The organism is Variovorax sp. R-27 (genome assembly GCF_049913215.1).
Lineage (GTDB): Bacteria > Pseudomonadota > Gammaproteobacteria > Burkholderiales > Burkholderiaceae_C > Variovorax.
In genome coordinates this window covers 2,359,135-2,381,543 of the sequence record NZ_CP183984.1, presented here as the reverse complement: position 1 = coordinate 2,381,543, position 22,409 = coordinate 2,359,135, and the positions used below count along the sequence as shown (strand labels likewise).

Sequence of the window (22,409 nt, the reverse complement as noted above, 5' to 3'; positions counted from 1 at the left end):
TTATTCGGGTCGCTTGTAGATCACGCCGATCACCGCGCTGTTCTCATCGGTGGTGCACACGGCGGAGCGTCCCTGCGGCCCGACCTTCAGGTTGATCGTGTAGACGCCGTCGCGCGGCGTCGTCCCCTTGTCCGCGACGATGCTGCCCGGCGGCACCCTGAGTTCGCGCGCAGCCGCAGCCACACAGTTCTTGACGCTCGCCTCGGGCGCGCCGCCCACACGGATGCCTGGGCTGTTGCACGCCGCCAGCAGAAGGCCTGCAATCGCGGCGCAGGCAAGATGGATGGAGCTTCGCATCGTCATTCCAGGTTCTCCTGTGTGATGAACCGATTGGAGCCACCAGGGCCATCGAATGTTGCAGGACAGACCCGGGCTATCCTGTCGGCCAATGAATTTTCCGAGCCCTTCTTCCCGCCTGATCCGCTTCAACAAGCCTTACGGCGTACTCAGCCAGTTCACGCCCGAGGGCCGCTGGCGTGGCCTGAAAGACTTCATCGACATCCCTGACGTCTACGTCGCCGGCCGGCTCGATGCCGACAGCGAGGGCCTGCTGCTGCTCACCGACGACGGCAAGCTTCAGGCACGCATCGCCGATCCGCGCTTCAAGATGGAGAAGATCTACTGGGTGCAGGTGGAGGGCGTGCCGACCGAAGCGGCACTCACCTCCTTGCGCAGCGGCGTGCAGCTCAACGACGGCCTCACACGCCCCGCGAGGGCACGCCTGCTCGACCCACCACCCGAAGTGTGGGAGCGACAGCCACCCATTCGCGAGCGCAAGAGCATTCCCACCGCGTGGCTGGAGCTGGCGATCAGCGAAGGCCGCAACCGCCAGGTGCGGCGCATGACGGCGGCCGTGGGGCTGCCAACGCTGCGCCTGATCCGCGCCGCCATCGGGCCTCATACGCTCGACGGACTGGCGCCCGGCACCTGGCGCGAATAGACAACCGGCGCGGCGACGCACGAACAGCCGTACAACCTTCATTCATTCTTCAAGCCTCTTCCATGCACATCCCCGATCTCGCTCCCGTCGTCCTGAACCGCCGCAGCACCCTGCTCGGCGTCATCGGCTTGCTTGCATTGCCCGCAACGCACGCCAACGCCGCAACCCCGGCCAAGACGAAGAAACAACCGGCGCAGCCCGGCGTGTGGCCACACGCGTCCCAGGTTCCGGGCGGCGTGGCCCGCTTGTCGCTCGGCCCATCGGCGAAGCGGCCTCAGGCCTTCGCGGGCGACGTGCCCCTGCTCGTGCTGGGCGACGCCATCGAATGGACCGCACTGGTCGGCATCCCGCTCGCGGCCGAACCCGGCGAGGCCGGCATCGCGATGCGCGCCGAAGGCAAGCCCGAACGCCAGATCGCCTACACGGTGGCTCCGAAGCAATACCGCGAACAACGCCTGACGGTGGAGCCCCGCACCGTCGACCTGTCGCCCGAGGACCAGGCCCGCTACGAGCGCGAACGCGACCACCAGGCCACCGTGATGGCCACGCTCACGGACATGCGGGCGGATACGTCACTGCAGATGCGCGTGCCCGTGCCGGGCCGCCGCTCAAGTTCATTCGGCCTGCGCCGGGTGTTCAACGGCCAGTCGCGCAATCCGCACAGCGGGATGGACATCGCGGCGGGCACAGGCACGCCGGTGCTGGCGCCGCTACCCGGCAAGGTGATCGACACAGGGGACTATTTCTTCAACGGCGGCACCGTTTGGCTCGACCATGGTGGCGGCTTGCTCACGATGTACTGCCATCTGAGCCGGGTCGATGTGAAAGTCGGCGACGTGCTGAAGACCGGCGAGCCGCTGGCCGCCGTGGGTGCGACCGGCCGGGTGACTGGGCCGCACCTGCATTGGTCCGTGATGCTGAACCGGGCGATGGTGGATCCGGCGCTGTTCATCGCGGCCTGAGACACTGGCCGGCCTGAGCACTTACCCTAAATCCTGCCGTCCACTGGACTCATACACTCGCCCATTCCTGGAGTGAGGTGGGACCAAGCAATGGCTAGACAAACAAAGTCCGAGCGACGCCGCGAGCGCGCACGACGAGAACTGGCGGGCAAGGGATGGATGGCGATCCTCATCGGTATCCTGTTGCTGACGGTCTTGCCTTTGCTGATGAAGGATGTTCTTTCAGGAGCGCTTGGCCCTGCATTTCGCCCGGCGGGCTGGGCGGCACTGGCAATAGGCGTAGTGCTGGTTGGACTGAACTACGTCACTACCCGCACCGCAGCGCCAGCAAAGGTTCTGGCCGATCCAGCTAAACCAGTCTTTGCATCGGAGCCTTCGCAGTCCACGCCATCGACGCCGGCACGACAGATGAAATCGCAGTGGAGCCCTTCCGTGCTTGCCGACATCGAGTGGCGCAGATTCGAGGCCGTGTGCGAAGCACTCTACGCACAGGCCGGCTTCACCACGCGCAGTCAGTCGCATGGCGCGGACGGCGGTATCGATATCTGGCTTCAATCCAAGCACAGCGATGTGCCGCGTATCGTCCAGTGCAAACACTGGCAAAGCAAGATGGTCGGCGTCAAGGAGATGCGCGAGTTCTTCGGGGTGATGGCCTCGCACCAGTTGAAGAGCGGCACCTACGTCACGAGCTCCACGTTCTCCGAAGATGCCATCGCATTCGCCAAGGCGAATGGCATCCACGCACAGGACGGTGCCGCACTGCTCAAGCTAATCAGCCAGCGCACGCCCGAGCAACAAATGGCATTGCTCGCGGTTGCGTATGAAGGCGAATACTGGCGTCCTACTTGTGCGAGTTGCGGCACCAAGATGGTCGAGAAAAAATCGACCAAGAATGAAGGCAGTTTTTGGGGTTGCGCCAACTACCCCAGGTGCAGGGGTAAGACGATCCCAAAGGCCAAGGCCGTCGCGGCGGCATAGTCTCTCAACCGGTCGTGCCCGAAAATTCGCTCTTCACCGAGGCCTGCCTCGGCGCATCGGTCTCGCTTGCCTCGCGCCGCGACACCCTCGCCCTGCTCAACACCCGCCTGCACCCCGCGCTGCAGAAAATCGTCGCGGCCGAAGTCGCGTCAGGCAACCGCGTCAGCGACGCCGGCATCGACTGGCCTGACCTGGGCTCAGTGCACGTCACCCTGCGCGACCAGTTCGGCAGTGGCCATGCGAATGCAGAGGCCACGTTCAGCCTCTGCAATGACCCGCACTACTGGCATGCCGACTACAGCACCGCAGGCAAGCCTGTGCACCTGTTGATCTGCTGACGAATCTCAAATCGGCTTCGTCAGATACACAGCCTCGCGCCCCACGATCGCGCGCTGTGCCGGCATGAAGATCGTGCAGTCGTCGCACAGCGCGCGGATTTCCTCGTCGCCGTTTGTCGCGATCAACTCGCCCTTCGCAAAGGTCTCGAAGCCGATCAGCGGCCGCACGAACGCAAAGTCCGCCGACTTGATGACATACGTCTGCAGCAGCTGAAAGCGCCGCTGCGGTTCGGGCGGCGGCGTGGCCGGGTCCTTGTCGACAAGGCCGAAGTACGCAAGGAAGTCGTAGGTGACGGCAGTGGCCAGTTCCGACGCGGAGCGCAAGAAGTGCTGGCCGCACTCGACCACCATCGCCACGCCCTTGCCGTCCGGGCCGCCGTGGCTGCCGTACTGGATCAGCGGCGTGCCCGAGCCCAGGCCGTCGGGCATCACGAGGTGCACCGACGGGCGGCCGATGGCCAGTGCGACCTTGGCATTGCGCTCGAACGCCGGGTACACCCAGAACGGCACGACGGGCTGGCTGGTCGAATGGATGTCGAGGATGTGGTCGGCCGCGTCCACCACCGGGCGCAGGATGCGCGCACGGCTCAGTTCGGGGCTGTCTTCGGTGCCATCGAGCCACTCGGGCGACCAGATGCGGTTGAGGTTGTGCACGAGCTGGCGGCTGTCGAAGGGCAGAGCTTCGTTGAAGGACTCGTACGCTGCCACGTTGGCAAAGCTCACGGTGAGCGTGCCGACCTTCGGGCGCACGTCGTTGTCGAGCAGGTGCGTGGCCGCCGTCATGCCGCAGATCTCGTTGCCGTGCGTCAGCGCGTTGATCAGCACGTGCGGGCCGGGCTTGCCGGACTCGAAGCGGTGCACGTAGTCGACGCCGGTGTTGCCCTTGCGGTAGGCGGAGAGGTCGCGGGGGAGGACTTCGAGGGCGGGGGGAGATTGGGTCATGGGCGTCAGAAAATGGAACGAAGCGGTCCGGCAAGTTTGCTACAGGGCGCGCGTTCGTGCTGAGCGGCCCTGCGCGACGCAAACACAGACCCGCCCTGCCGCACTGGTGACTACCAGTTGACCTCACGCTCCGGCGCAGCCGAGATGTGGTGAATCGACAGATCGGCGCCGTCGTATTCCTCCTCCTGCGACAACCGCAGCCCCAGCGAGGCCTTCAGCGCGCCGTACACCGCCGCGCCCGCCAGCCCCGCCCATGCCACGCCAATGACGGTGCCGATGAGCTGCGCCCACACGTTCACACCGCCAATGCCGCCCAGCGCCTGCGTGCCGAAGATGCCCGCTGCGATACCGCCCCAGGTGCCGCACAGGCCGTGCAGCGGCCACACGCCGAGCACGTCGTCGATCTTCCATTTGTTCTGCGTGAGCGTGAACATCTTGACGAAGATGGCGCCCGCCACGCCGCCCACCACCAGCGCGCCCAGCGGGTGCATCAGGTCGGAGCCGGCGCACACGGCCACGAGCCCCGCGAGCGGGCCGTTGTAGACGAAGCCCGGGTCGTTCTTGCCCATTGCCAGCGCCACCAGCGTGCCGCCGACCATTGCCATCAGCGAGTTGACGGCCACCAGGCCCGAAATCTTGTCGATGCTCTGCGCGCTCATCACGTTGAAGCCGAACCAGCCTACGCACAGCACCCACGCGCCCAGCGCCAGGAACGGAATGTTCGACGGCGGATGCGCGCTCAGCGAGCCGTCGCCCCGGTAGCGGTTGCGCCGCGCGCCCAGCAGCAGCACCGCCGGCAACGCGAGCCAGCCGCCCACCGCGTGCACCACCACCGAACCCGCGAAGTCATGGAACTCATGGCCGGTGAGCGAGGCAATCCAGCCCTGGATGCCGAAGTGCTTGTTCCAGGCGATGCCCTCGTACAGCGGGTAGACGAAGCCGACGATCACTGCCGTGGCGATCAGCTGCGGCCAGAACTTGGCGCGCTCGGCAATGCCGCCCGAAATGATGGCAGGAATGGCCGCCGCGAAGGTGAGCAGGAAGAAGAACTTCACCAGCTCGTAGCCACTTCTTGCCGACAGTTCGGTGGCGCTCACGAAGAAATGCGTGCCGTAGGCCACGCCATAGCCCACCAGGAAATACACGATGGTCGAGACCGAGAAGTCGACCAGGATCTTCACCAGCGCATTGACCTGGTTCTTCTTGCGCACTGTCCCCAGTTCGAGAAAAGCAAAACCGGCGTGCATGGCCAGGACCATGATGGCGCCGAGAAGGATGAACAGCGCGTCTGCGCCCTGTTTGAGTGCGTCCATTGGAGCTTCTTGCTGATTTTTGGTTTGAATTGGTGCGCCGCACCCGAATCACCCGAAGCGGCGGGCCAATGAAGCAAAAATGGTGCCTGAAGCTCTTCTATGGTGCGTTGTGAACCAATAGCGGGCTTTACTCAGCCCGCGATGCACCGGATCAGCCCGCCCCGGCTCGCAGCGCGTCCCGGTAGCGGCGGCTGCAGGGCACGGTAGTGCCGTCGTGCATGTGCAGCCGGGCGTCGCCGCCATCCAGCGGCTCGATTTCCTTGATACGCCCCAGGTTCACTGCGTGGCTGCGGTGCACGCGCACGAAGCGGGCGGGGTCGAGCTGGGTCAGGAAGTCGGTCAGCGTGGCGCGCAGCAGGTAGTCGTGGCCGTTGACGTGCAGGCCGACGTAGTTGCCCTCGGCCTGGAGCCAGTCGATGTCGGTAGCCGCGATGAGGAATTCGCGACGCAGCTTGCGCACCAGAAAGCGCTCGGGGCGCGCAGGCTGCGGGGTTTCGGGTTCGACGGGCTCCGGCTCCGCCGGGGCTTCGGGCGCATCGAGCACCCGTGCCTCGCCCTGCAGCCGCAGCATGAACAGCCGGTATGCCCAGATGCCGAAGACGATGCTCGCGTACACCCGCACGTCCTTCAGGTACTCGTAGCCCCACTGGCTGGCCCAGCCGCCGAAGTCGTAGCGCTCGCCGGCCATGGCATAGACCAGCGCCCGCAGCCCGAACATGCTCACCACGTGGATCACGCTGAAGACCACGCTCGCCACCGCATGCCAGGCCACGAAGCGCAGCACGTGGGTGCGCACCAGCGGCGACAGCCGGCGCTCGACGGCAACCAGCGCCGGAACCAGCAGCAACAGCACCAGGTGGCTCGAACCCTCCCAGGTCGCGACCTCCCAGTTGGCCCGCGGCACGGCGCGCGTGCGCACGTCGACGATCGCCACCATCGTGCTGAACACGGCCTGAAGCGTCATCAGAACGATCCAGAACGCCACCTCCACGTAACGGCGGACTGGCTCGTAGCGCTCGTACAGGTTCTTGCGTGGGTCTCCCATGGCCGGGATTCTCCCGAAAACGGGCCTTGGGGCGGCGAATTTCGTCCCGTTTCATCCCTCTGGGCCACCGCTCGTCACAAAGCGGGGGCGATCCATCCCCCGGGCGTGCCACGCGAGGAGCACGAGGCCGAGCATCGCGGCCTCCAGCTTCAAGGAGCCCCCGATGACCACCCAAAACCTCCCGCCCGACCATCGCCGCCACGACATCGACGCCCTGCGCGCGCTGGCCTTCCTCTTCGTCATCCTCTATCACGTGGCCATGTACTACGTGGCCGACTGGCCCTGGCACCTCAAGAGCCCGCATGCGGCCGAATGGCTGCAGTGGCCGATGCGCGTGCTGAACCTCTGGCGTATGGACCTTGTCTTCCTGATCTCCGGCGTATCGCTCGGCTTCCTCAGCCGGGGCCAGGGCACCTGGGGCCTGCTGCGCAGCCGGGGCCTTCGGCTGATGCTGCCGCTGGCCTTCGGCATGGCGGTGATCGTGCCCTACCAGGCCTATGCGCAGGGCGTGGCCAACGGGCTGGTGGCGCCGGGCTTCGGCGCCTTCCTGCTGCGCTACCTGTCGATGGCCGAGCCGTGGCCGAAGTGGGCCTTCGATGGCGCGGAGTTCGGCATCACCTGGAACCATCTCTGGTACCTGCCCTACCTCTTTACCTACACCGCGCTGGTCGCGCTGACGCTGCCGCTGTGGAACTCCGCCGCCGGCCAGTGGCTGCGCCGCGGCTTCAACGGCCTGCGTGGCTGGAAGCTGCTGTTGCTGCCTGTGGTGCCGCTGCTCGTCTTCACGATGCTGCTGGCCTCGCGCTTTCCGGCCACGCACAACCTGGTGCGCGACTTCCACCTGCACAGCCTTTACTTCACGATGTTTCTCTACGGCTACTGGATGGGCGTGGACACCGGCGTGTGGAAGGAGCTTGAGCGGCTGCGCCGCGTGTCGCTCGCGCTGGCGGTCGCGGTGATCGCCATCTTCATCGCGCTGCGCACAGGCGCGAAGGGCCCGGCCACCGGCCCGCTGATGGACACCCTGCGCATGCTCTACCTGTGGCTGGCCGTCGCCACCATCCTCGGCCATGGCCATCGCCACCTGAACCGCCCGTGGCCCTGGCTGCGCTGGGCCAACGAATCGGTGTACCCGTGGTACGTGCTGCACCAGACGCTGATCATCGTCGGCGTGACCGCGCTGGCTCCGCTCGCGCTCGGCCCGGTGATCGAGCCCGCGCTGCTGGTGGCGTTGACGCTTTTCGGCTGCTGGGCGCTGACGGATGGGCTGATCCGCCGCTTCAACGTGCTGCGGCCGCTGTTCGGGCTGAAGCTCAGGCGCGCGGCTTCAGCTGAAGCTCGTCCACGGGAACGAGGATTGCGTTCCCCGTCGCCACGAGCTTGAGTGCATCGTCGCCCTTGCCTTCGGGCTGCGCATAGAGCTCGGACGCGACAAACACCTGCTTGCGCCCGGCCTTCGCCACGCGCCCGCGCGCCACGAAGGCACTGCCCACCGCGGGCGACATGAAGTTCACCGAGAAGTGCGAAGTCATCACGCGGCCCGCCAGCGTGCCGGCCGCGTAGCCGCTCACGGTGTCGAGCAACGCGGAGATCATTCCCGCATGGAGGAAGCCGGCGAACTGCCCCATGTCTTCCGCGCGCCAGTTCATGCGCAGTTCAGCCTCGCCGTTGCCGGCCTGGGTGGCCTCGATGCCGGCCCAGCGATTGAAGGAAGCGGCCGCGTTGGTGGCCTTGACGATCTCGAGCATGGCGTGTCCTTTGCGAGTGGGTAAGGAGTGGTTCGATCCACTCTACGAACCGCTCATGGCAAACGCCGTCACACGCGTGACGAAAGGGGTCGTGTGCAGTTGCATTGGCGACAGCGGAGCCATCGCGCCGACCGGCAATCAGCCGACCGTGCGCACCACATTTCCCTGCGGATCCCTGATCGTCGTCCTCTGGACCTTCCAGCGCACGGCGCCGAAACCGGGCACCTCGTACGTGCCTGCGATCGGCTTCAGCGTGCGGGCCAGTTCGCGCACGGTGGCGTCGCTCAGGTGCAATGTCAGCTTGCCGTCTTCCTCGGCCACGCGGTCGGCATCACCGTGCTCGAAGACCAGCGCGCGCTCGCGGCTCGCGAAATGAAACCCGCGGCCGAAGGGCAGCCGCAACGGCAGCAGCGCGACCAGTTCGTCGACCTGGCGTGCGCCGACCGTGATCTCGGTGACCGGCGCGCGCAGCAGCCGCTTGCTCGTCTCCCAGCCGAGCACGTCGGTGAAGAGAAAGCCGCTGGACGAACCGTCGCGCGCCGCGCCCTCCTCCACGCGCCGGCGCACCTCGGGGTCGTCGAGCAGCGAAGGCCGCGCGAGGTCGGTCACCCACAGCGGCATCGCGGGCAGCAGCGCATCAAGCAGCTTGCGCGTGTCCCAGCGCTTGCATGCCCGTTCCTCGTCTTCCGTCAGCCCGACGACCTGGAGAAAGCGCATGCGCCCGTTCGGCGTGTCGATGGCCGGCAGCTCAGGGTCGAACACGAAGCCCATCGAACAGATCAGCGTCTCCCGCTCCAGCGCGATGGGGCCGTTGGCGGTCATCCAGTGGCCGTCGTCGAATACGTTGCCGCTCTTGAACACGTAGCGCGCGAGGTTCTGCAGGAAGTTGATGGCCCATGCGGGCGGTTCGGCCTCGTCGGGCTCGCAGGCCAGGCGAAAAGTCAGCTCGAAACCGTAGCCGCTGGTGTCGGCATCGCCCGATTCCTTGGCGTACAGCTCGCTGAGCCCATAGCTGAGGTAGTGCCAGTGCGGCACCGGCTCCATGCGCTTCCATACGCTCACGCCGTCGAGCGGATCGGGCCCGCCGAACATCCACTTGAGGACGGTGGCGTAGTGCTTCGGCTCCTGGCCCGGATAGAGGCGCTCCAGTGCGGCGGTGATGGCGTCCCAGCCCGGCGAGAGGTTTTCGTCGTCGCCAGCGTTGTCGTCCTGGCCCTGCGCTGCTTGCGTCATGTCGCTCCTTGCGATGTCGATGACCGGCAAGCCTACACCGGGCCATCCTCAGGCCCGTGTCAGGCCGGCGTGGCATCCTCGGGCGTCGAATTGCTTTTTTCGGGAGACAGCAACGTGAGATGGATCCATCGGCGGGACGCATTGGCCCTGTCGGCCGCCTGCGCCGCGTCCGCCCTGCTCGCCGCAACGGGCTGCGAGCAGAAAAACGTGCCCGCCGCCTCCGCACCGACCCAGCCTTCACCCGGCAGCATCGAAATCACGCAGGCAGACATCGACTGGTTCCGCCGCAGCCGGGCCGAGTGGATCGACTGCGAATCGGGCGCGCCGGGCATGGTGCCGCCCGACATGTCGCTCGAACAGTACGAAGACCTGCTCGACGGCGGCAGCTCGCCGGCCTTCGACCGGTTCGTGAACGTGACCAGCGCCTTCTTCCTGCATGCGAGCTTCGTCGCCGGGCACTACACCTTCGAGCCGCCCTTCGCGCAGCGCACGGCCTTCGACGTGACCGACGAGCACATCCGCCTGCTGCGGCGCGCGAACTGGCTCAGCTTCCTCATCGACTGCAAGCGCCCCTACGGCGACTTCACGCATTTCGAGATCGACATGGCCGACATCCTCGGCCTGCCGGTGACGAAGGACGCAAAGGGCTACGCGCAGATCGGCAAGGAGGCGGAAAAGCGGATGGACGCGCTGCATGCCGACATGCTCCCGACGCTGCAGGCGTACATCCGCTTCGCGCGGCTCAACCCCGGCCGCTACGTGGTGCCCGGGCGCGGCGTGGCGCAAACGGCGGGGCGGCCGCTGTGCCGGCCTGTGTCGGCCACGCGCCTTGCGATGTATCAGCGCGCGCTGGCGGCCGCCGGCCCGCGCTCCGATTCGCACCGCGTCGCCGCGCTCGACGAGGCCGCCAGGGCGCTGTTTGCGCTGGACTGAGCTGCTGTCACAGCACGCGCGCAAAGGACTGCGAGCGCCAGCCCGAACGCCAGTGCGGCCGCCACGGTGCGCCAGAGATTCGCGGCGTTCCAGCGCAGGCGCGTCTGCGCCCAGTCGGATGGCAGCGCTTGCGGGTTCCATGACTCGGTGTAGGCATTGAGCGGCAGGTTGACCTGCGCCGTGAACACCACGATGCCCAAGCCGTAGAGCACACCGGCCAGCAGCAGGCACCACCACCAGCCCTCGCGGCGCGCAGCCCATGCCGTGCCCACGGCCAGCGCACACAGCAGCGGCGGGCCAAAGAAGAAGGCGAAGAACATCGCGTGCCGCACGTTGCGGTTCAGGCTCGACTGCACCAGCGCGTAAGTGGCGCCGTCCATCTGCAGGGTGGCGAAGTTGACGTTGGCGCTGTAGGTCCAGAAGAAGCCGGCCATCACGCCCAGCCAGAAGATGGCGAGCGCATGGCACGCGAGCGACAACCGGATCGTCGACTGGTGAAAGAACATGGCGGGGCTCCTCCTGCACAGAAAGGCCCTCACTGTCGGGCCGCTGGCGGCCCGGCGCCTTAACCGTCGATAAGCCCCATCTCCGCACGCAGCCGCGACAGCGACACGTCGGTCATGCCCAGGTAAGAGGCCAGATGGCGCAGCGGAATGCGGCCGGTCCATTCGGGGCGCTCGCGCAGCAGGGCCTCGTAGCGCTGGCGCGCCGTGCATTGCAGAAAGACCTGCTCGCGCCGCATCTTGTCGTCGAGCAGCCCGGCCAGTGCGTGCAACTGCAGCGCGGTCCACGAAGGCAGCGCACCCACCGAAGCCTGCAGCGCGCCATACGGAAGGCGCCAGACCGTGGCCGGCGTCAGCGCCGCGATGAAGAAGGCTGCTGGTTCGCGCCGCATCATCTCGGTCACGGGCCAGATGAACGCGTCCTCGGCGTGGAAGTTCTTGTTCGACTCGCGCCCCTCGCTGTCGATGTAGAAGAGCCGCAGCAGGCCGCGCTCGACCCAGAATGCATGCTGCCAGGCGCTGCCGGCCGCCAGCAGGGTCTGGTGCGCGTCCAGCGGCTCGCTGCGCGCCTGGGCGGCGAGTGCTGCCAGCGATGCCGGCGCCAGTTCGGGAAAGCGCCGCGCCAGCGCCTGCTGCCAATCGGACACGGCAGGCATCGCAGCAGCCTCAGGCGTCCTGCTCGGGCGCAGTCTCGGGCTTCGGCTTGCCCTTTTGCTTGCGCGCCGCCTTCTTTGCAGCACGCTCGGCGTCGGCACGCTGGCCATCGGCCAGCCACAGCGCGAACTCGTCGGGCGTTTCGAGCGTGACGCGCCCGAGGTTGCCTGCGCGGAACTCGTGCATCACGATCTCCGCCGCCTTCTGCAGGTTGACCTTGCCCTTGCCCAGCAGCGCGCCGCGCTTGCGGCCGATGGTGTCGAGCAGCGACTCGTCCTTCATGCTGGCCATGGTCTCGGCGTCGAGCTCCACGAGCTTGAAGCGCGCGGCCACGCCGGCGGCGTAGTGCGTCTTGAGGTAGTTGAGCAGTTCCAGCGCCACCTCTTCCTCGTCGAAGGCGTTGCGCCCCACCGCACCGCTGGCCGCGAGGTTGTAGCCGCTCTTGGGCACGATGATGCGCGGCCACAGCATGCCGGGCGTGTCCCAAAGATAGAAGTCGTCGGCCAGCGTGATGCGCTGTTCGAGCTTGGTGATACCGGCCTCGTCGCCGGTCTTGGCCTTGCGCCCGCCGGTGAGCGTGTTGATGAGGGTGGACTTGCCCACGTTGGGAATGCCGCAGATCAGCACGCGCATCGGCTTGGCCATGCCGCCGCGGTTGGGCGACAGCTCATGGCAGGCCTTCACGAGCTGTTGCGCGGGCGTGGTCTGGCTCGCGTCCAGGCCGATGGCGCGCGTGGCGGGCAGCGCGTTGTAGTGCGCCAGCCAGAGCACGGTGCGCGCGGGGTCGGCCAGGTCCTGCTTGTTGAGCACCTTGAGCGTGGGCCGGCCGGCCGTGAGTTCGGCCAGCATCGGGTTGGCGCTGGAGCCGGGCAGGCGCGCGTCGAGCAGCTCGATGACCACGTCGATGTCCTTCACCCGTTCGGTGATGGCCTTCTGGGTCGAATACATGTGACCGGGGAACCACTGGATCGCCATCGATGGGCTCTTTCTTTCGCGCTGTCTGGCTGTCTGGGAATGGGGGGCCGCCGAGGGGGCCGGGTGCGCATTGTGAACCGGGAACCTGAACGGGAGCTTGTTGCTACGCTTTCGATAGCTGCAACCGGGCATTGTGCCTTCGCCTTCGGCTTGTTCGACCCTAGAATCCGCGCGCTGCCCCCGCAGCAATACCAACAACTCCGAGGGAAATCCATGCTCAAGCGCCTTGCCGCTGCCGCCCTGCTGGCAGCCACCGTCGTGCCCGTGTCCGTCGTCCATGCCCAGCGGCCCTCCCCGCCGCCCGGCCCGCTGGTCAGCGGCTTCCTGTGCTGCAACATGCGCACCTACGGCGACTCGATCAGCGACATCAACTACGACGAGCAGGGCACGCGCATCGTCGCGGTGGGCACGCCGGCGCGCATCACGGCCTACGACTTCCGCTGGTTCAACCTGGACCTCGCCGGCAAGCCGCAGCGCATCAAGAACGACTACAGCCGCAACATCCCGCTGCCCGCGTTCGCGCAGCGCTACGTGGTGACCGAAGACCCGAAGCAGAAGATGGCGGCCTTCCCGCCCGCAGTCCGCGACGCCATCCTCGCCGGCAAGGTGATGCCCGGCATGACGCGCGAGCAGGTGCTGATGGCCATCGCCTACCCGGTGGCCAGCGAGAACCCGAGCCTCGATGCACCCGTGTGGCGCTACTGGCGCGACAGCTGGTCGGAGTTCCAGGTGCAGTTCGACGAGAAGGGCCTCGTGAAGGCGGTGGTGGGCGACCCTGTGGCGTTGAGCCGCGTGCTGGCGGCAGCGCCTGCGCAACAACCTTAAGTTCTCTCGCATTGCGCGTGCCTTGCACACACGCGCAATCCCTTAGAGGGTTTTGCATCGCGGGGGCAGTTATCGCCCCTATGATTTGACCGAGTGCGGCGCCCGAGCGTCGGTCGAATCGAAAACCCTTTGATGGAGTTACCCGCGATGAAACCCGTCTCCGAACTGCTCAAGCGCCATGATTCCGCAGCATGGCGCACCTCCCCCGACACCAGCGTGTTCGACGCGCTGGCCACCCTGGCCCGCTTCGAGGTGGGCGCGCTGATGGTGATGGAAGGCGAGAAGCTGGTGGGCTTTCTCTCCGAACGCGACTACACCCGCAAGGTTGCGCTGCAGGGCAAGAACTCGAAGGAAGTGAAGGTGCGCGAGATCATGACGCCCGACGTGATGACCGTCACCCCGCAGACCCGCACGCGCGCCTGCATGACGCTGATGAGCCAGCGCAAGTTTCGCCACCTGCCGGTGGTCGACGGCGACAAGGTGGTCGGCATGATCTCCATCCAAGACCTGATGGACGACATCATCTCGGACCACGAGGCCACCATCGAGCAGCTGACCACGTACATCCAGAGCTGACCCGGCTCGCCGCATTGCGGACCCTGCCCGGCACATGGGTAGGGAACAGACCTACGTGCACCGCGGCGCTTCGGCGCGCAAAGTGGGCTTTCATTCATCCATCCAGCAGGGACATTGCATGCAGATTCAGGTCAACACGAGCAACGGCATCACCAACAAGGACGCGCTGGAGCGTTGGGCCGACACCGAGATCAAGCAGCACCTGAGCCGTTTCGTCGAGGACGTGACGCGCGTCGAGGTGCATCTGAGCGACGAGAACCACGACAAGACCGGCGGCGGCGACAAGTGCTGCGTGATGGAAGCGCGCCTGGCGCACCACCAGCCGCTGGCGGTAACACAGCACGCGGCCAGCCTCGACGAGGCCTTCCGCGGCGCGGCCGACAAGCTCAAGCGTTTGCTGGACAACACGCTGGGCCGCCTTCACAACCACCGCGATCGCGGCTCGATCCGCACCGACCCGAGCTTTATCGCGGAGTAGCCGCAGCAGCAGCAGCGCTGCGCCTGCCGCGTTTCGGCGGCTTCAGGCTGGGCGTCTCGGCAGGAACAAGCGGCGGGCGGTGGCCGCTGGCCATCCACTCGTCGTAGAAGTCGATCTTGCGGTCGACCAGCGACAGCGCCCGCTTCCACTCGGCGATGGTCTCGGTCACGCGCTCGCGGTGGGCCGCGAGCATGTCGCGCCGCTGGCGCAGCGTGACCTTGCCCTGCACCGCCAGCGCGGTGTATTCGCGCATCTCGGCAATCGACATGCCGGTGCGGCGCAAGCGCTCCATCAGGTCGAGCCAGCCGACGTGCAGCTCGACGTACAGGCGCCGGCCGCCCTCGTCGCGCGCCACGCCGGGCACGAGGCCCTGCGTTTCGTACCAGCGGATGGCGTGCACCGTGCGGCCGGTGCGCGTGGCCAGCTCGCCGATGTGAAAAGGCGTGCCCGTGTCAGCCGGCATGGGCGGCCGCCGTGGCCGAAGGCGCCTGCAGCGCCTCCTGGACCAGTGCGGTGTCGAAGTACTCGGTCAGCTCTTTCACCTTGCCTCCTTCGAGTCGGTAGACGTAGCAGTAGCGGTTGTTGTAGCGCTTGCCGGCCTTGGTGGGCACGTCGCCGCTGAACAGCACCACCACCCGGTCGCCCTCGGCAATGATGCGCTCGGTCTTGCTCACGTAGGGCCCCGCGAACTGCGCGAAGAGCGGGTTCAGCAGCTCTTCGCGGATCGCCTTCTTGCCCCGGTAGGTGCGCGACCACGCGGTGGAGCCTTCGAGCTTCCAGCTGGCGTCGTCGGCAAGGCTGTCGACGAAGACCTGGCCGTTGCCCTTGTCCAGCTCGTCGTGGATGCGCTGGACCAGGGCCTTGTTGTCGATCGTGTTCATGGCTGCATTTCCTTGTATTCGATGAATGAACCGGACATCCGGTGAATTCATTGGAAATGCTCGAGTGCACTCGAGGTCAAGCGCGCCATGAACACGCGGGCCGGTCAGCCCCTCTTCGCGTTCGCCATGCCCTTGGCGACTTCGTTCGCGCCCTGCGCCGCGCCGCTCTGCGGTACGGCCTCGCCTTCGCGCTCGGTCACTTCCGACAGGCGCGCCGCCAGCTGCTCGGGCGTGTCGGCGGCAATGCCCAGCCAGGCGCCCTGCGTCAGCGTGATGTGCGCGGCCTCGAAGGTGCCTGCGCCGGCGCAGAGGATGGTGCGGTTGGGCGCGTCCTGCGCGGCCAGCACCAGCATCGCGGGCACCACGGCCTCGGGGCGGAAGGCTTCGAGCATTTCCTTGGGGAACAGGTCCTCCGTCATGCGGGTGGCGGCGGTGGGCGCCAGGCAGTTCACGCGGATGTCGTTCTTCGCGCCTTCGATGCTCAGCGTTTGCATGAGGCCCACCAGCGCGAGCTTGGCTGCGCCGTAGTTGCTCTGGCCGAAGTTGCCGTACAGGCCGGTGGACGAGGTGGTCATCACGATGCGGCCGTACTTCTGCTCGTTCATGAGCGCCCAGACGGCCTTGGTGCAGTTCACGGCGCCCATCAGGTGCACGTCGACCACCAGCTTGAAGTCGGCCAGTTCCATCTTGGCGAAGCTCTTGTCGCGCAGGATGCCGGCGTTGTTGACGAGGATGTCGACGCGGCCCCAGGCATCGACCGCCTGCTTGACCATGGCCTGCACCGCCTCGAAGTCGGTCACTGATGCGCTGTTGGCAATGGCCTCGCCGCCGGCTGCCTTGATCTCGTCGACCACCGCCTGCGCGGCGCTCACCGAGCCACCGGAGCCGTCGCGCGCGCCGCCCAGGTCGTTGACCACCACCTTGGCGCCACGCGCCGCAAGTGCCAATGCATGCTGGCGGCCCAGGCCGCCGCCCGCGCCGGTCACGATGGCCACGCGGCCCTTGAAGTCGATGTTGCTGCTGTTGCTGTTGCTCATGTCTCTCTGTCGCTTTCCTGGGGAGTTGCCGTTGTCCGGTTGCCGCTAGAGCGGCAGCGTGGCGTTTTACCCCAGAAAGGCGCACGACCCAGTCATGCGCGCGTCAGCCGGCGTCACCCTGCATCAGCCGGGAAGGGACGCGCGCACCTGCGCACAAAAGTCCACCAGCTGGTCGAGCTCGGCCGACTTGTCGAAGAAGGCGTCGGCGCCCAGTTGCCGCGAACGCTCGCGCATGGCGGCGTTGGCGTAGTTGCTCAGCACGATCACCTTCTGGTGCGGCGCCCGGTGGCGGCAGGCGCGGATCACGCCCAGCCCGTTGCCGCGCCGCAGGAACAGGTCGACGATGGTCAGGTCCCAGTCGCCGGTGTGCTGATGCAGCCAGGCCACGGCCTCCTCCTCGGTGCTGGCGGAGGCCACCACCTTGGCGTCGGTCACGTCTTCCAGGAATCCGACGAGGTTCTCGCGAATCACGGGGCTGTCCTCGACTAGATAGGCCTTGAAAGTCATGGGGAGGTCGCGAGGTCGGTGCTTGCGCGGTGCATGGAGGCATCCTCGCAGCCCCATGGCCACGCGCGGTGAGCCATGCAGGCCAATGCCTGTAGGCCATCGGCCAGCGCCGCTGTCGGTCATTCCGTGCCTATGGGCGTCTGCCGAGCCCTGTTCCGGGCGTCGGCAACTGCTGAATACCCTGCCGGGCGGCCGCCGCGTCCTGCACCGCCATCGCGCGCTCGAAGCCTGCGCGCGAGCTCAGGCGCTTCCAATACTGCTGTACCGCGGGGCCGAAGCGCTCGTGATGGCCCAGCACCCTGGCCAGCAGCAGCGCGTAGCCGATCGAGATGTCAGCCGCCGTGAACCGGCCGGCGCATGCGAAGTCTTGCGCCTCCAGCAACCTCTCGAGCGCCCGCAGGCGCACGAAAAAGAACTGGGCGTAATCCTCCGCGGCCTGGGGCTGGCGGCGGTCCTCCGGCTCCAGCAGCGTGTAGCGAAGCACCAGGGTCTGCGGAAAGGTCAGCGAGGCCTCGCCGAAGTGAAGCCAGTTCAGGTAGTCCCCATAACCGGCCTCCTCGCGCTCCACGTTCAGCGAGGTGGGAGCGTTGATGCTGGCCAGGTACTGGCAGATGGCCGCCGACTCGGTCATGCGCGTTTCGCCATCGACCAGCAGAGGCACCGTGCCCTGCGGGTTGATCTTGAGGTACTCGCGATGCAGCACCCGCGGCGGAAACGGCAGCATCTCCAGCCGGTAGGGAGCGCCGAGCTCCTCGAGCATCCAGAGAACGCGGAACGAACGTGCATTCGCGCAGTGGTAGAGCGTGATCATCGGATGGAGGGCTCGACGCCGGAAGTTGCCGCGCCGATGGTCGCACGCACATTCCGCGGCGCCTTGCGTCGATTGGCTGCGACGCGCGCAGCCAGTCGGCGCAAGTTTTCTTCCGCGCCGGCGAATAGCCTGCGGACTCTTGCGATAGCCGATCGCGATTGCGGAGTGTCCATGCCGTCCCTGAAATCGAAAACCCTCTTCGTCACCGGTGCCAGCCGTGGCATCGGCAAGGCCATTGCCCTGAGGGCCGCGCGCGATGGCGCCAACATCGTGGTTGCGGCCAAGACGGCAACGGCCGACCCCCGCCTGCCCGGCACGATCCACAGCGCAGCCGAAGAAATCGTCGCCGCCGGCGGACGGGCCCTCGCGGTGGTGGTCGACGTGCGTGACGAAGCCCAGGTCCGCAGCGCAGTCGACGCGGCGGTGGAGCGCTTCGGCGGCATCGACATCCTGGTCAACAACGCCAGCGCGATCCACCTCGAGACTGTCGAGCGCACGCCGATGAAGCGCTACGACCTGATGTTCGAGATCAACGCACGGGGCAGCTACCTGTGCGCGCAGGCCTGCCTGCCGCATCTCGAAAAGGCGGCCAACCCGCACATCCTGACCCTGTCGCCACCGCTGGACATGAACCCCAAGTGGTTCGCGCGCCATGCGGCCTACACCACGTCGAAGTACGCAATGAGCATGCTCAGCCGAGGCCTCGCCGAAGAGCTGCGCGGGCGCGGCATTGCGAGCAACTCGCTGTGGCCGCGCACCGTCATCGCCACCAGCGCGCTGCGCATCGCGGCTCCCGACGTGGCGGGACAGGCGCGCCTGCCGACCATCATGGCGGACGCCGCGTGGCACATCCTGACCCGGCCGAGCCGCGAGCTCACCGGCCAGCTGCTGATCGACGAGCAGGTGCTGCGCGATGCCGGCGTCACCGACTTCGAGCCCTACCTGGTAACGCCGGGCGTCGAGCCGCTGATCGACTTTTTCGTGGAACAGTGACCAGGCCGCCGTGCCGCCCCAAGGAGACCAACGCATGCAAGCAGCCGACGCCGAACGCGCAAGCATCGCCCGTATTTCGCTCGCAGACGTCGTGCGGCGTAGCGCTAGGCGAGATCCGGAGAAGATCGCAGTCATCCAGGGTGACCGACGGATCACGTTCGCAGCGCTCGATGCCGCGAGCGAGCGCGTGGGCGAGGCACTGCGCGACCATGAACTCGCCGATCGCCGCATCGCGACGATGTGCGTCAATTCGATCGAGCACCTCGCGGCCATCCAGGCCATCCACAAGTCGGGCAACGTCTGGGTGCCGGTCAATGTGCAGCTCGATGCGGCCTCCATCGAGCATGTGCTGAGTCACGCCGAAGCCAGCGCGGTCTTCATCGATGCAGCGCTGTTCGAAGTGCCGCCACTGCGCACGCTGGTCGAGCGCCTGGGCCTGCTGACGGTTGTGATCGGCGCACAACACCAGGCCACCGCCGGCACGCTGCATTTCGACGCGCTGGCATCGCGCCCGCCGGCGCAGCCGCTGGCCACTGCCCGAGGCGACGATGACCTCGCGCTCATCATGTACACCAGCGGCACCACGGGAAAGCAGAAGGGCGTGATGCATTCCCACCGCTCGGTCCACGGCGCGCTGCTGAGCTGCGCGCAAAGCTTCGAGGCCACCGAGCGCGATGTCGTCGTCTCGGTGCTGCCGCTGTTCCATTGCGCCCAGCACGCCATCAGCACCGGCGCATTGATGGTCGGCGCAACGCTGTGGCTCGCCAACGGCTTCGATCCCGCGGCCATGCTGGCGGCCATCGGGCGCGAACGCATCACCTGGCTGTCGTGCCTGCCGATGATGTTCGATGCGCTGATGAAGCACCCCCAGCGCTCGCAAACCGACTTCTCTTCGCTGCGCCTGTGCATGTACGGCCTGGCGCCGATGCCGAAGAACCTGCTCGCGGACATCCGGCGCGACATATGCCCCGACGTGCGCCTGGGCACCGGCCAGACCGAGATGTACCCGCCGACCATGGTCTACCGCGCGAGTGACCACCCGGGCAAGGACGGCAACTGCTGGGGCGTATCGGTGGCGGGGGTGGAGACCGCCGTCATGGACGACGACGGCCGGCTGCTCGGGCCGGGCCAGGTCGGCGAGATCGTCCATCGCGGGCCCAACGTCTTTCTCGGCTACCTCAAGGACCCGGAGGCCACCGCCGCGGCGCGCCGCTTCGGGTGGCACCACACCGGCGACATCGGCATGCTCGACGCCGACGGGCACATGCTGTTTCTCGACCGCAAGAAGGACATGATCAAGACCGGCGGGGAGAACGTTTCCAGCGTCAAGCTGGAGGCCGTGCTGCTCGCCCACCCCGCCATCGGCGCCGCGGCCGTGGTGGGCCTGCCGCATCCACATTGGGGCGAAGCGGTCGCCGCGTTCGTGGTCTTGCGCCGCAATGACGGCTCGTGCGGCGAAGACGAACTGCTGGCGTTCTGCAAGGAGCGCCTCGGCCGGTTCGAGGTACCCAAGTCGATCCGCTTCGTCGACGGGATGCCGATGACGCCGACGGGCAAGATCCAGAAATTTCAGCTGCGCACTGCCCACCTGGCGCTCTTCGAGTCCGGGGAAAGGTAGGCACCGGGTCCGGCCACCGGGTGACGGAGCAACGCCAGACGCAGGCGTTGGCAATTCTCATGTTCATCTATCGGACAAAGCCATGGTTTCGGGAGATGGGTGCGCGAACAATGGATCGATTCATCGACCTGACGCGGGACCGCCGGGCGCCAGCCCGCCCCACTGAAAAACCATGTTCTTCTACTTCCCCGAAAACTACCGCTGGTCTCTCGCCGTGCTCCGCGCCATCGCCGCGGGCGGACTGTTCGGCGAAATCGACTGGGCCTGCTCCCGCCTGAAAGACGCGGCGCGGGTACAGCCTTCCGGCGACGTGGAGGCCTGGCATCGCGCGTGGGGAGAGCTCGGGCGCCAGCTGGAGCAATCTGCCGCCGACGCCCTGTCGCGCGGCCATCGCGTCAGCGCCAGCGATTTCTCGTTGCGCGCCTCGGTCTATCACCAGTGGGCCGAGGGGCTGCTGGACCCTGACGACCCCCGCGCCGAACTTTCCTACGCCAAGCACCTGTCGTGCTTCGAGACCTTCGCGCGGAACCGCGACCCGGGCATCGAGCTGGTCGACATTCCTTTCGAGGGCAGCGTGATCCCAGCCTACCTGGTGCCCGCCGTGGGCCGCAGCGGCCCGGGGCCGGTGGCGCTCCTGTCCGATGGACTGGACGCCAACAAGGAAGAGATGTTCTACGTGGCGTTGAATCTCGCGCGGCGCGGAATCGCCACGCTCGCCTTCGACGGGCCGGGCCAGGGCTCGGCGCTGCGCGTGCATGGCCTGACCGCTCGCCACGATTTCGAGAAGCCGGTGACAGCCTGCGTCGACTGGCTCGTGCAACGCCAGGACGTGGACCCTGCACGCATCGGCATGGTGGCGGCCAGCTGGGGCGGCTACTACGCACCGCGCGCCGTCGCGTTCGAAAAGCGAATCAAGGCTTGCGCCGTGATGGGCGCGGTCTTCGACACGCATGCCTGCATGGTCCGGCGCGTCGGCTACGTGCCGGGCCAGGGTGCCACGCAGCTGGGCAACAGCGCGCCACTGGGCACTACCGGCAAGCAGATCCTGCGAATCCTCGGCGTGCCCGACTGGGAAAGCGCGTTCCACAAGCTGGAGGATTTCCGCCTCGAAGGCGTGGCCGGCCGCATCGACTGCGACCTGTTCATCGTGCACGGCGCCAACGACCGGCATGCGCCGCCTTCGGAAGCGCAGCGCCTGCTGGAGGCGGTGAGTTCGCGCCACAAGCAGTTGCGCGTGTTCACCGAAGAAGAAGGCGGTGCAGCCCACGTGAACCTCGACCGGCCGGAGCCCGCGCTGAGCCTGGTCTGCGACTGGATGGCCGAACGCCTGCAGGAGACGACGCACCATGACCACGCCTGAATCTTCCTGGATCGGTTGCGATGTGCGCGACGAGGTGGCCACCATCCGGCTGCAGCGCCCGGAAGCCGGCAACCGGCTCACCAACGCCATGGCGCTGGCGCTGGCCGAAGCGCTGGATGCCGCGCGCGACAGCCGGGTGATCGTGCTGCGCGCCGAAGGCCCTGACTTCTGCCTGGGTCGCGAGATGGCGCCGCCGCCGCCCGGTGCCGGGGTCAATGCGGCCGACGTGCTGCGCGACGACGCGGGGCCGATCCAGAGGCTCTACGAGGCGTTCGGCCGCTGCCGCTCGCCGGTGGTCGGGATGGTGGCGGGCCGGGCATGGGGCATCGGAACGGTGCTGGCCGCGCGCTGCGATCTCACGCTGTGCGAGGAAGACAGCAGCTTCGCACTGCGCGAACTCGAACGCGGCATTCCGCCCTGCATCGCCATGGCACCGCTGCTGGACCGCATGCCGGCCAAGGCGCTGGCGCACCTGGTCTTCGGCGCGGAGCCCATCGGCGCGCGCGAGGCGCTGGCTGCGGGAATCGTGGGCCGGGTCGTCGAGAGCGGTCGACTGCAGGCCGAGGGCGATGCCCTGGTGCAGCGCCTTCTTTCCTTCCCCGTGCCGGCCGTGCAAGCGGTGAAGCAGTTCCTGGCGACCGCGCCGCGCCACCACGAACCCAATGCAGTGCTCTACGGGGCGGGCCTGCTGGCCAACGTGCTGGGCTCGCGCTGAACGGCGGCGCCGGCACGGCGCCGGCACGGCACGGCGCGGCGCGG

27 protein-coding genes are annotated in these 22,409 nt (G+C 67.1%); 13 read left to right on the top strand and 14 right to left on the bottom strand.

The features are described 5' to 3' along the window. A complete protein-coding gene (locus ACN9MV_RS11045; protein WP_177142390.1) occupies window positions 1-303 on the bottom strand; it encodes a hypothetical protein in 303 nt (100 codons plus the stop codon). Between the two features lie 85 nt (window positions 304-388). Here ACN9MV_RS11045 and ACN9MV_RS11040 point away from each other — a divergent pair, with 85 nt between their 5' ends. The 4 genes from ACN9MV_RS11040 (at window position 389) to ACN9MV_RS11025 (ending at window position 3,218) form a co-directional block, all read left to right on the top strand. After that, on the top strand, window positions 389-940 hold the full coding sequence (locus tag ACN9MV_RS11040; RefSeq protein ID WP_093059185.1) for a pseudouridine synthase: 552 nt from the start codon (window positions 389-391) through the stop codon (window positions 938-940). A gap of 62 nt (window positions 941-1,002) precedes the next feature. Then, window positions 1,003-1,902 carry a peptidoglycan DD-metalloendopeptidase family protein gene (locus ACN9MV_RS11035; protein WP_426392200.1) on the top strand — a complete coding sequence of 300 codons (900 nt, stop codon included), beginning with the start codon at window positions 1,003-1,005 and terminating at the stop codon, window positions 1,900-1,902. Window positions 1,903-2,061: 159 nt separating this feature from the next. Then, window positions 2,062-2,880, top strand: coding sequence for a restriction endonuclease (locus tag ACN9MV_RS11030; protein WP_257014886.1), 819 nt, complete (start codon window positions 2,062-2,064; stop codon window positions 2,878-2,880). 14 nt (window positions 2,881-2,894) lie between these two features. Then, window positions 2,895-3,218, top strand: coding sequence for a hypothetical protein (locus ACN9MV_RS11025; RefSeq protein ID WP_426392199.1), 324 nt, complete (start codon window positions 2,895-2,897; stop codon window positions 3,216-3,218). 6 nt (window positions 3,219-3,224) lie between these two features. On the opposite strand, the gene ACN9MV_RS11020 is transcribed toward ACN9MV_RS11025, so the two are convergent. From ACN9MV_RS11020 to ACN9MV_RS11010, 3 genes are all read right to left on the bottom strand, one after another. Beyond that, window positions 3,225-4,160 carry a succinylglutamate desuccinylase gene (locus ACN9MV_RS11020; RefSeq protein ID WP_426392197.1) on the bottom strand — a complete coding sequence of 312 codons (936 nt, stop codon included), beginning with the start codon at window positions 4,158-4,160 and terminating at the stop codon, window positions 3,225-3,227. Between the two features lie 110 nt (window positions 4,161-4,270). Next, a complete protein-coding gene (locus tag ACN9MV_RS11015; protein ID WP_426392196.1) occupies window positions 4,271-5,473 on the bottom strand; it encodes an ammonium transporter in 1,203 nt (400 codons plus the stop codon). A 151-nt stretch (window positions 5,474-5,624) separates the two neighbouring features. Then, window positions 5,625-6,518: a LytTR family DNA-binding domain-containing protein gene (locus tag ACN9MV_RS11010; protein ID WP_426392194.1), complete on the bottom strand. Its 894-nt coding sequence runs from the start codon at window positions 6,516-6,518 to the stop codon at window positions 5,625-5,627. Between the two features lie 163 nt (window positions 6,519-6,681). On the opposite strand from ACN9MV_RS11010, the gene ACN9MV_RS11005 reads away from it, so the two are divergent. Beyond that, window positions 6,682-7,902: an acyltransferase family protein gene (locus tag ACN9MV_RS11005; RefSeq protein WP_426392193.1), complete on the top strand. Its 1,221-nt coding sequence runs from the start codon at window positions 6,682-6,684 to the stop codon at window positions 7,900-7,902. On the opposite strand, the gene ACN9MV_RS11000 is transcribed toward ACN9MV_RS11005, so the two are convergent. Then, window positions 7,832-8,266, bottom strand: a complete 435-nt coding sequence (locus ACN9MV_RS11000) for a PaaI family thioesterase (protein WP_093059173.1) — start codon at window positions 8,264-8,266, stop codon at window positions 7,832-7,834. The two genes, ACN9MV_RS11005 and ACN9MV_RS11000, sit on opposite strands and share 71 nt — an antisense overlap. Window positions 8,267-8,404: 138 nt before the next feature. After that, window positions 8,405-9,499 carry a suppressor of fused domain protein gene (locus ACN9MV_RS10995; RefSeq protein ID WP_426392190.1) on the bottom strand — a complete coding sequence of 365 codons (1,095 nt, stop codon included), beginning with the start codon at window positions 9,497-9,499 and terminating at the stop codon, window positions 8,405-8,407. A gap of 114 nt (window positions 9,500-9,613) precedes the next feature. On the opposite strand from ACN9MV_RS10995, the gene ACN9MV_RS10990 reads away from it, so the two are divergent. Continuing rightward, window positions 9,614-10,432: a hypothetical protein gene (locus ACN9MV_RS10990; protein WP_426392189.1), complete on the top strand. Its 819-nt coding sequence runs from the start codon at window positions 9,614-9,616 to the stop codon at window positions 10,430-10,432. Here ACN9MV_RS10990 and ACN9MV_RS10985 read toward each other — a convergent pair. From ACN9MV_RS10985 to ylqF, 3 genes are read right to left on the bottom strand one after another with little or no spacing between them, the layout of a single operon-like run. Beyond that, window positions 10,339-10,938, bottom strand: coding sequence for an anthrone oxygenase family protein (locus ACN9MV_RS10985; RefSeq protein WP_426392187.1), 600 nt, complete (start codon window positions 10,936-10,938; stop codon window positions 10,339-10,341). The two genes, ACN9MV_RS10990 and ACN9MV_RS10985, sit on opposite strands and share 94 nt — an antisense overlap. Window positions 10,939-10,997: 59 nt before the next feature. Continuing rightward, entirely contained in the window at window positions 10,998-11,591 is a 594-nt protein-coding gene (locus ACN9MV_RS10980; RefSeq protein WP_093059165.1) for a Crp/Fnr family transcriptional regulator, read from the bottom strand. Window positions 11,592-11,601: 10 nt separating this feature from the next. Next, window positions 11,602-12,564, bottom strand: coding sequence for a ribosome biogenesis GTPase YlqF (gene ylqF / locus ACN9MV_RS10975; protein WP_093078725.1), 963 nt, complete (start codon window positions 12,562-12,564; stop codon window positions 11,602-11,604). A 213-nt stretch (window positions 12,565-12,777) separates the two neighbouring features. Here ylqF and ACN9MV_RS10970 point away from each other — a divergent pair, with 213 nt between their 5' ends. From ACN9MV_RS10970 to ACN9MV_RS10960, 3 genes are all read left to right on the top strand, one after another. Further along, window positions 12,778-13,389, top strand: coding sequence for a cell envelope protein SmpA (locus tag ACN9MV_RS10970; RefSeq protein WP_093059161.1), 612 nt, complete (start codon window positions 12,778-12,780; stop codon window positions 13,387-13,389). Between the two features lie 147 nt (window positions 13,390-13,536). Next, on the top strand, window positions 13,537-13,965 hold the full coding sequence (locus tag ACN9MV_RS10965) for a CBS domain-containing protein (protein ID WP_093059159.1): 429 nt from the start codon (window positions 13,537-13,539) through the stop codon (window positions 13,963-13,965). A gap of 118 nt (window positions 13,966-14,083) precedes the next feature. Beyond that, window positions 14,084-14,443 carry an HPF/RaiA family ribosome-associated protein gene (locus ACN9MV_RS10960; protein WP_093059157.1) on the top strand — a complete coding sequence of 120 codons (360 nt, stop codon included), beginning with the start codon at window positions 14,084-14,086 and terminating at the stop codon, window positions 14,441-14,443. Here ACN9MV_RS10960 and ACN9MV_RS10955 read toward each other — a convergent pair. The 5 genes from ACN9MV_RS10955 to ACN9MV_RS10935 all read right to left on the bottom strand — a co-directional run bounded on the left by ACN9MV_RS10955 (window position 14,430) and on the right by ACN9MV_RS10935 (window position 17,679). Continuing rightward, window positions 14,430-14,906, bottom strand: coding sequence for a MerR family transcriptional regulator (locus tag ACN9MV_RS10955; RefSeq protein ID WP_093078727.1), 477 nt, complete (start codon window positions 14,904-14,906; stop codon window positions 14,430-14,432). The two genes, ACN9MV_RS10960 and ACN9MV_RS10955, sit on opposite strands and share 14 nt — an antisense overlap. After that, on the bottom strand, window positions 14,896-15,324 hold the full coding sequence (locus ACN9MV_RS10950; protein ID WP_426392181.1) for a nuclear transport factor 2 family protein: 429 nt from the start codon (window positions 15,322-15,324) through the stop codon (window positions 14,896-14,898). The genes ACN9MV_RS10955 and ACN9MV_RS10950 overlap by 11 nt, the downstream gene beginning before the upstream one ends. A gap of 104 nt (window positions 15,325-15,428) precedes the next feature. Then, on the bottom strand, window positions 15,429-16,361 hold the full coding sequence (locus ACN9MV_RS10945; protein WP_093078730.1) for an SDR family NAD(P)-dependent oxidoreductase: 933 nt from the start codon (window positions 16,359-16,361) through the stop codon (window positions 15,429-15,431). 123 nt (window positions 16,362-16,484) lie between these two features. Then, the gene (locus ACN9MV_RS10940; protein WP_093059150.1) at window positions 16,485-16,868 is read right to left on the bottom strand and encodes a response regulator; all 384 of its coding nucleotides are present in this window, start codon (window positions 16,866-16,868) and stop codon (window positions 16,485-16,487) included. 130 nt (window positions 16,869-16,998) lie between these two features. Then, window positions 16,999-17,679 carry a glutathione S-transferase family protein gene (locus ACN9MV_RS10935; protein WP_426392179.1) on the bottom strand — a complete coding sequence of 227 codons (681 nt, stop codon included), beginning with the start codon at window positions 17,677-17,679 and terminating at the stop codon, window positions 16,999-17,001. A 171-nt stretch (window positions 17,680-17,850) separates the two neighbouring features. Between ACN9MV_RS10935 and ACN9MV_RS10930 the strand changes: the two genes are divergently transcribed. From ACN9MV_RS10930 to ACN9MV_RS10915, 4 genes are all read left to right on the top strand, one after another. Continuing rightward, on the top strand, window positions 17,851-18,672 hold the full coding sequence (locus ACN9MV_RS10930; protein ID WP_426392177.1) for an SDR family oxidoreductase: 822 nt from the start codon (window positions 17,851-17,853) through the stop codon (window positions 18,670-18,672). 34 nt (window positions 18,673-18,706) lie between these two features. Next, on the top strand, window positions 18,707-20,290 hold the full coding sequence (locus ACN9MV_RS10925) for a class I adenylate-forming enzyme family protein (RefSeq protein WP_426392175.1): 1,584 nt from the start codon (window positions 18,707-18,709) through the stop codon (window positions 20,288-20,290). Between the two features lie 172 nt (window positions 20,291-20,462). After that, entirely contained in the window at window positions 20,463-21,650 is a 1,188-nt protein-coding gene (locus tag ACN9MV_RS10920) for an alpha/beta hydrolase family protein (RefSeq protein WP_426392173.1), read from the top strand. Then, a complete protein-coding gene (locus tag ACN9MV_RS10915) occupies window positions 21,637-22,365 on the top strand; it encodes an enoyl-CoA hydratase/isomerase family protein (protein ID WP_426392172.1) in 729 nt (242 codons plus the stop codon). The genes ACN9MV_RS10920 and ACN9MV_RS10915 overlap by 14 nt, the downstream gene beginning before the upstream one ends. Window positions 22,366-22,409 lie beyond the last annotated feature (44 nt).

What these genes read in the sequence shown, in the direction of transcription:
- ACN9MV_RS10940 (WP_093059150.1), bottom strand. Translation starts at nt 16,868, where the DNA reads ATGACTTTCAAGGCCTATCTAGTCGAGGACAGCCCCGTGATTCGCGAG.
- ACN9MV_RS10965 (WP_093059159.1), top strand. Translation starts at nt 13,537, where the DNA reads ATGAAACCCGTCTCCGAACTGCTCAAGCGCCATGATTCCGCAGCATGG.
- ACN9MV_RS10980 (WP_093059165.1), bottom strand. Translation starts at nt 11,591, where the DNA reads ATGCCTGCCGTGTCCGATTGGCAGCAGGCGCTGGCGCGGCGCTTTCCC.
- ACN9MV_RS11035 (WP_426392200.1), top strand. Translation starts at nt 1,003, where the DNA reads ATGCACATCCCCGATCTCGCTCCCGTCGTCCTGAACCGCCGCAGCACC.
- ACN9MV_RS11045 (WP_177142390.1), bottom strand. Translation starts at nt 303, where the DNA reads ATGACGATGCGAAGCTCCATCCATCTTGCCTGCGCCGCGATTGCAGGC.
- ACN9MV_RS10930 (WP_426392177.1), top strand. Translation starts at nt 17,851, where the DNA reads ATGCCGTCCCTGAAATCGAAAACCCTCTTCGTCACCGGTGCCAGCCGT.
- ACN9MV_RS11010 (WP_426392194.1), bottom strand. Translation starts at nt 6,518, where the DNA reads ATGGGAGACCCACGCAAGAACCTGTACGAGCGCTACGAGCCAGTCCGC.
- ACN9MV_RS11015 (WP_426392196.1), bottom strand. Translation starts at nt 5,473, where the DNA reads ATGGACGCACTCAAACAGGGCGCAGACGCGCTGTTCATCCTTCTCGGC.
- ACN9MV_RS10985 (WP_426392187.1), bottom strand. Translation starts at nt 10,938, where the DNA reads ATGTTCTTTCACCAGTCGACGATCCGGTTGTCGCTCGCGTGCCATGCG.
- ACN9MV_RS10945 (WP_093078730.1), bottom strand. Translation starts at nt 16,361, where the DNA reads ATGAGCAACAGCAACAGCAGCAACATCGACTTCAAGGGCCGCGTGGCC.
- ACN9MV_RS10960 (WP_093059157.1), top strand. Translation starts at nt 14,084, where the DNA reads ATGCAGATTCAGGTCAACACGAGCAACGGCATCACCAACAAGGACGCG.
- ACN9MV_RS11030 (WP_257014886.1), top strand. Translation starts at nt 2,062, where the DNA reads ATGGCGATCCTCATCGGTATCCTGTTGCTGACGGTCTTGCCTTTGCTG.
- ACN9MV_RS11000 (WP_093059173.1), bottom strand. Translation starts at nt 8,266, where the DNA reads ATGCTCGAGATCGTCAAGGCCACCAACGCGGCCGCTTCCTTCAATCGC.
- ACN9MV_RS10935 (WP_426392179.1), bottom strand. Translation starts at nt 17,679, where the DNA reads ATGATCACGCTCTACCACTGCGCGAATGCACGTTCGTTCCGCGTTCTC.
- ACN9MV_RS11005 (WP_426392193.1), top strand. Translation starts at nt 6,682, where the DNA reads ATGACCACCCAAAACCTCCCGCCCGACCATCGCCGCCACGACATCGAC.
- ACN9MV_RS10925 (WP_426392175.1), top strand. Translation starts at nt 18,707, where the DNA reads ATGCAAGCAGCCGACGCCGAACGCGCAAGCATCGCCCGTATTTCGCTC.
- ACN9MV_RS10950 (WP_426392181.1), bottom strand. Translation starts at nt 15,324, where the DNA reads ATGAACACGATCGACAACAAGGCCCTGGTCCAGCGCATCCACGACGAG.
- ACN9MV_RS11040 (WP_093059185.1), top strand. Translation starts at nt 389, where the DNA reads ATGAATTTTCCGAGCCCTTCTTCCCGCCTGATCCGCTTCAACAAGCCT.
- ACN9MV_RS10955 (WP_093078727.1), bottom strand. Translation starts at nt 14,906, where the DNA reads ATGCCGGCTGACACGGGCACGCCTTTTCACATCGGCGAGCTGGCCACG.
- ACN9MV_RS10995 (WP_426392190.1), bottom strand. Translation starts at nt 9,499, where the DNA reads ATGACGCAAGCAGCGCAGGGCCAGGACGACAACGCTGGCGACGACGAA.
- ylqF (WP_093078725.1), bottom strand. Translation starts at nt 12,564, where the DNA reads ATGGCGATCCAGTGGTTCCCCGGTCACATGTATTCGACCCAGAAGGCC.
- ACN9MV_RS10920 (WP_426392173.1), top strand. Translation starts at nt 20,463, where the DNA reads ATGTTCTTCTACTTCCCCGAAAACTACCGCTGGTCTCTCGCCGTGCTC.
- ACN9MV_RS11020 (WP_426392197.1), bottom strand. Translation starts at nt 4,160, where the DNA reads ATGACCCAATCTCCCCCCGCCCTCGAAGTCCTCCCCCGCGACCTCTCC.
- ACN9MV_RS10915 (WP_426392172.1), top strand. Translation starts at nt 21,637, where the DNA reads ATGACCACGCCTGAATCTTCCTGGATCGGTTGCGATGTGCGCGACGAG.
- ACN9MV_RS10970 (WP_093059161.1), top strand. Translation starts at nt 12,778, where the DNA reads ATGCTCAAGCGCCTTGCCGCTGCCGCCCTGCTGGCAGCCACCGTCGTG.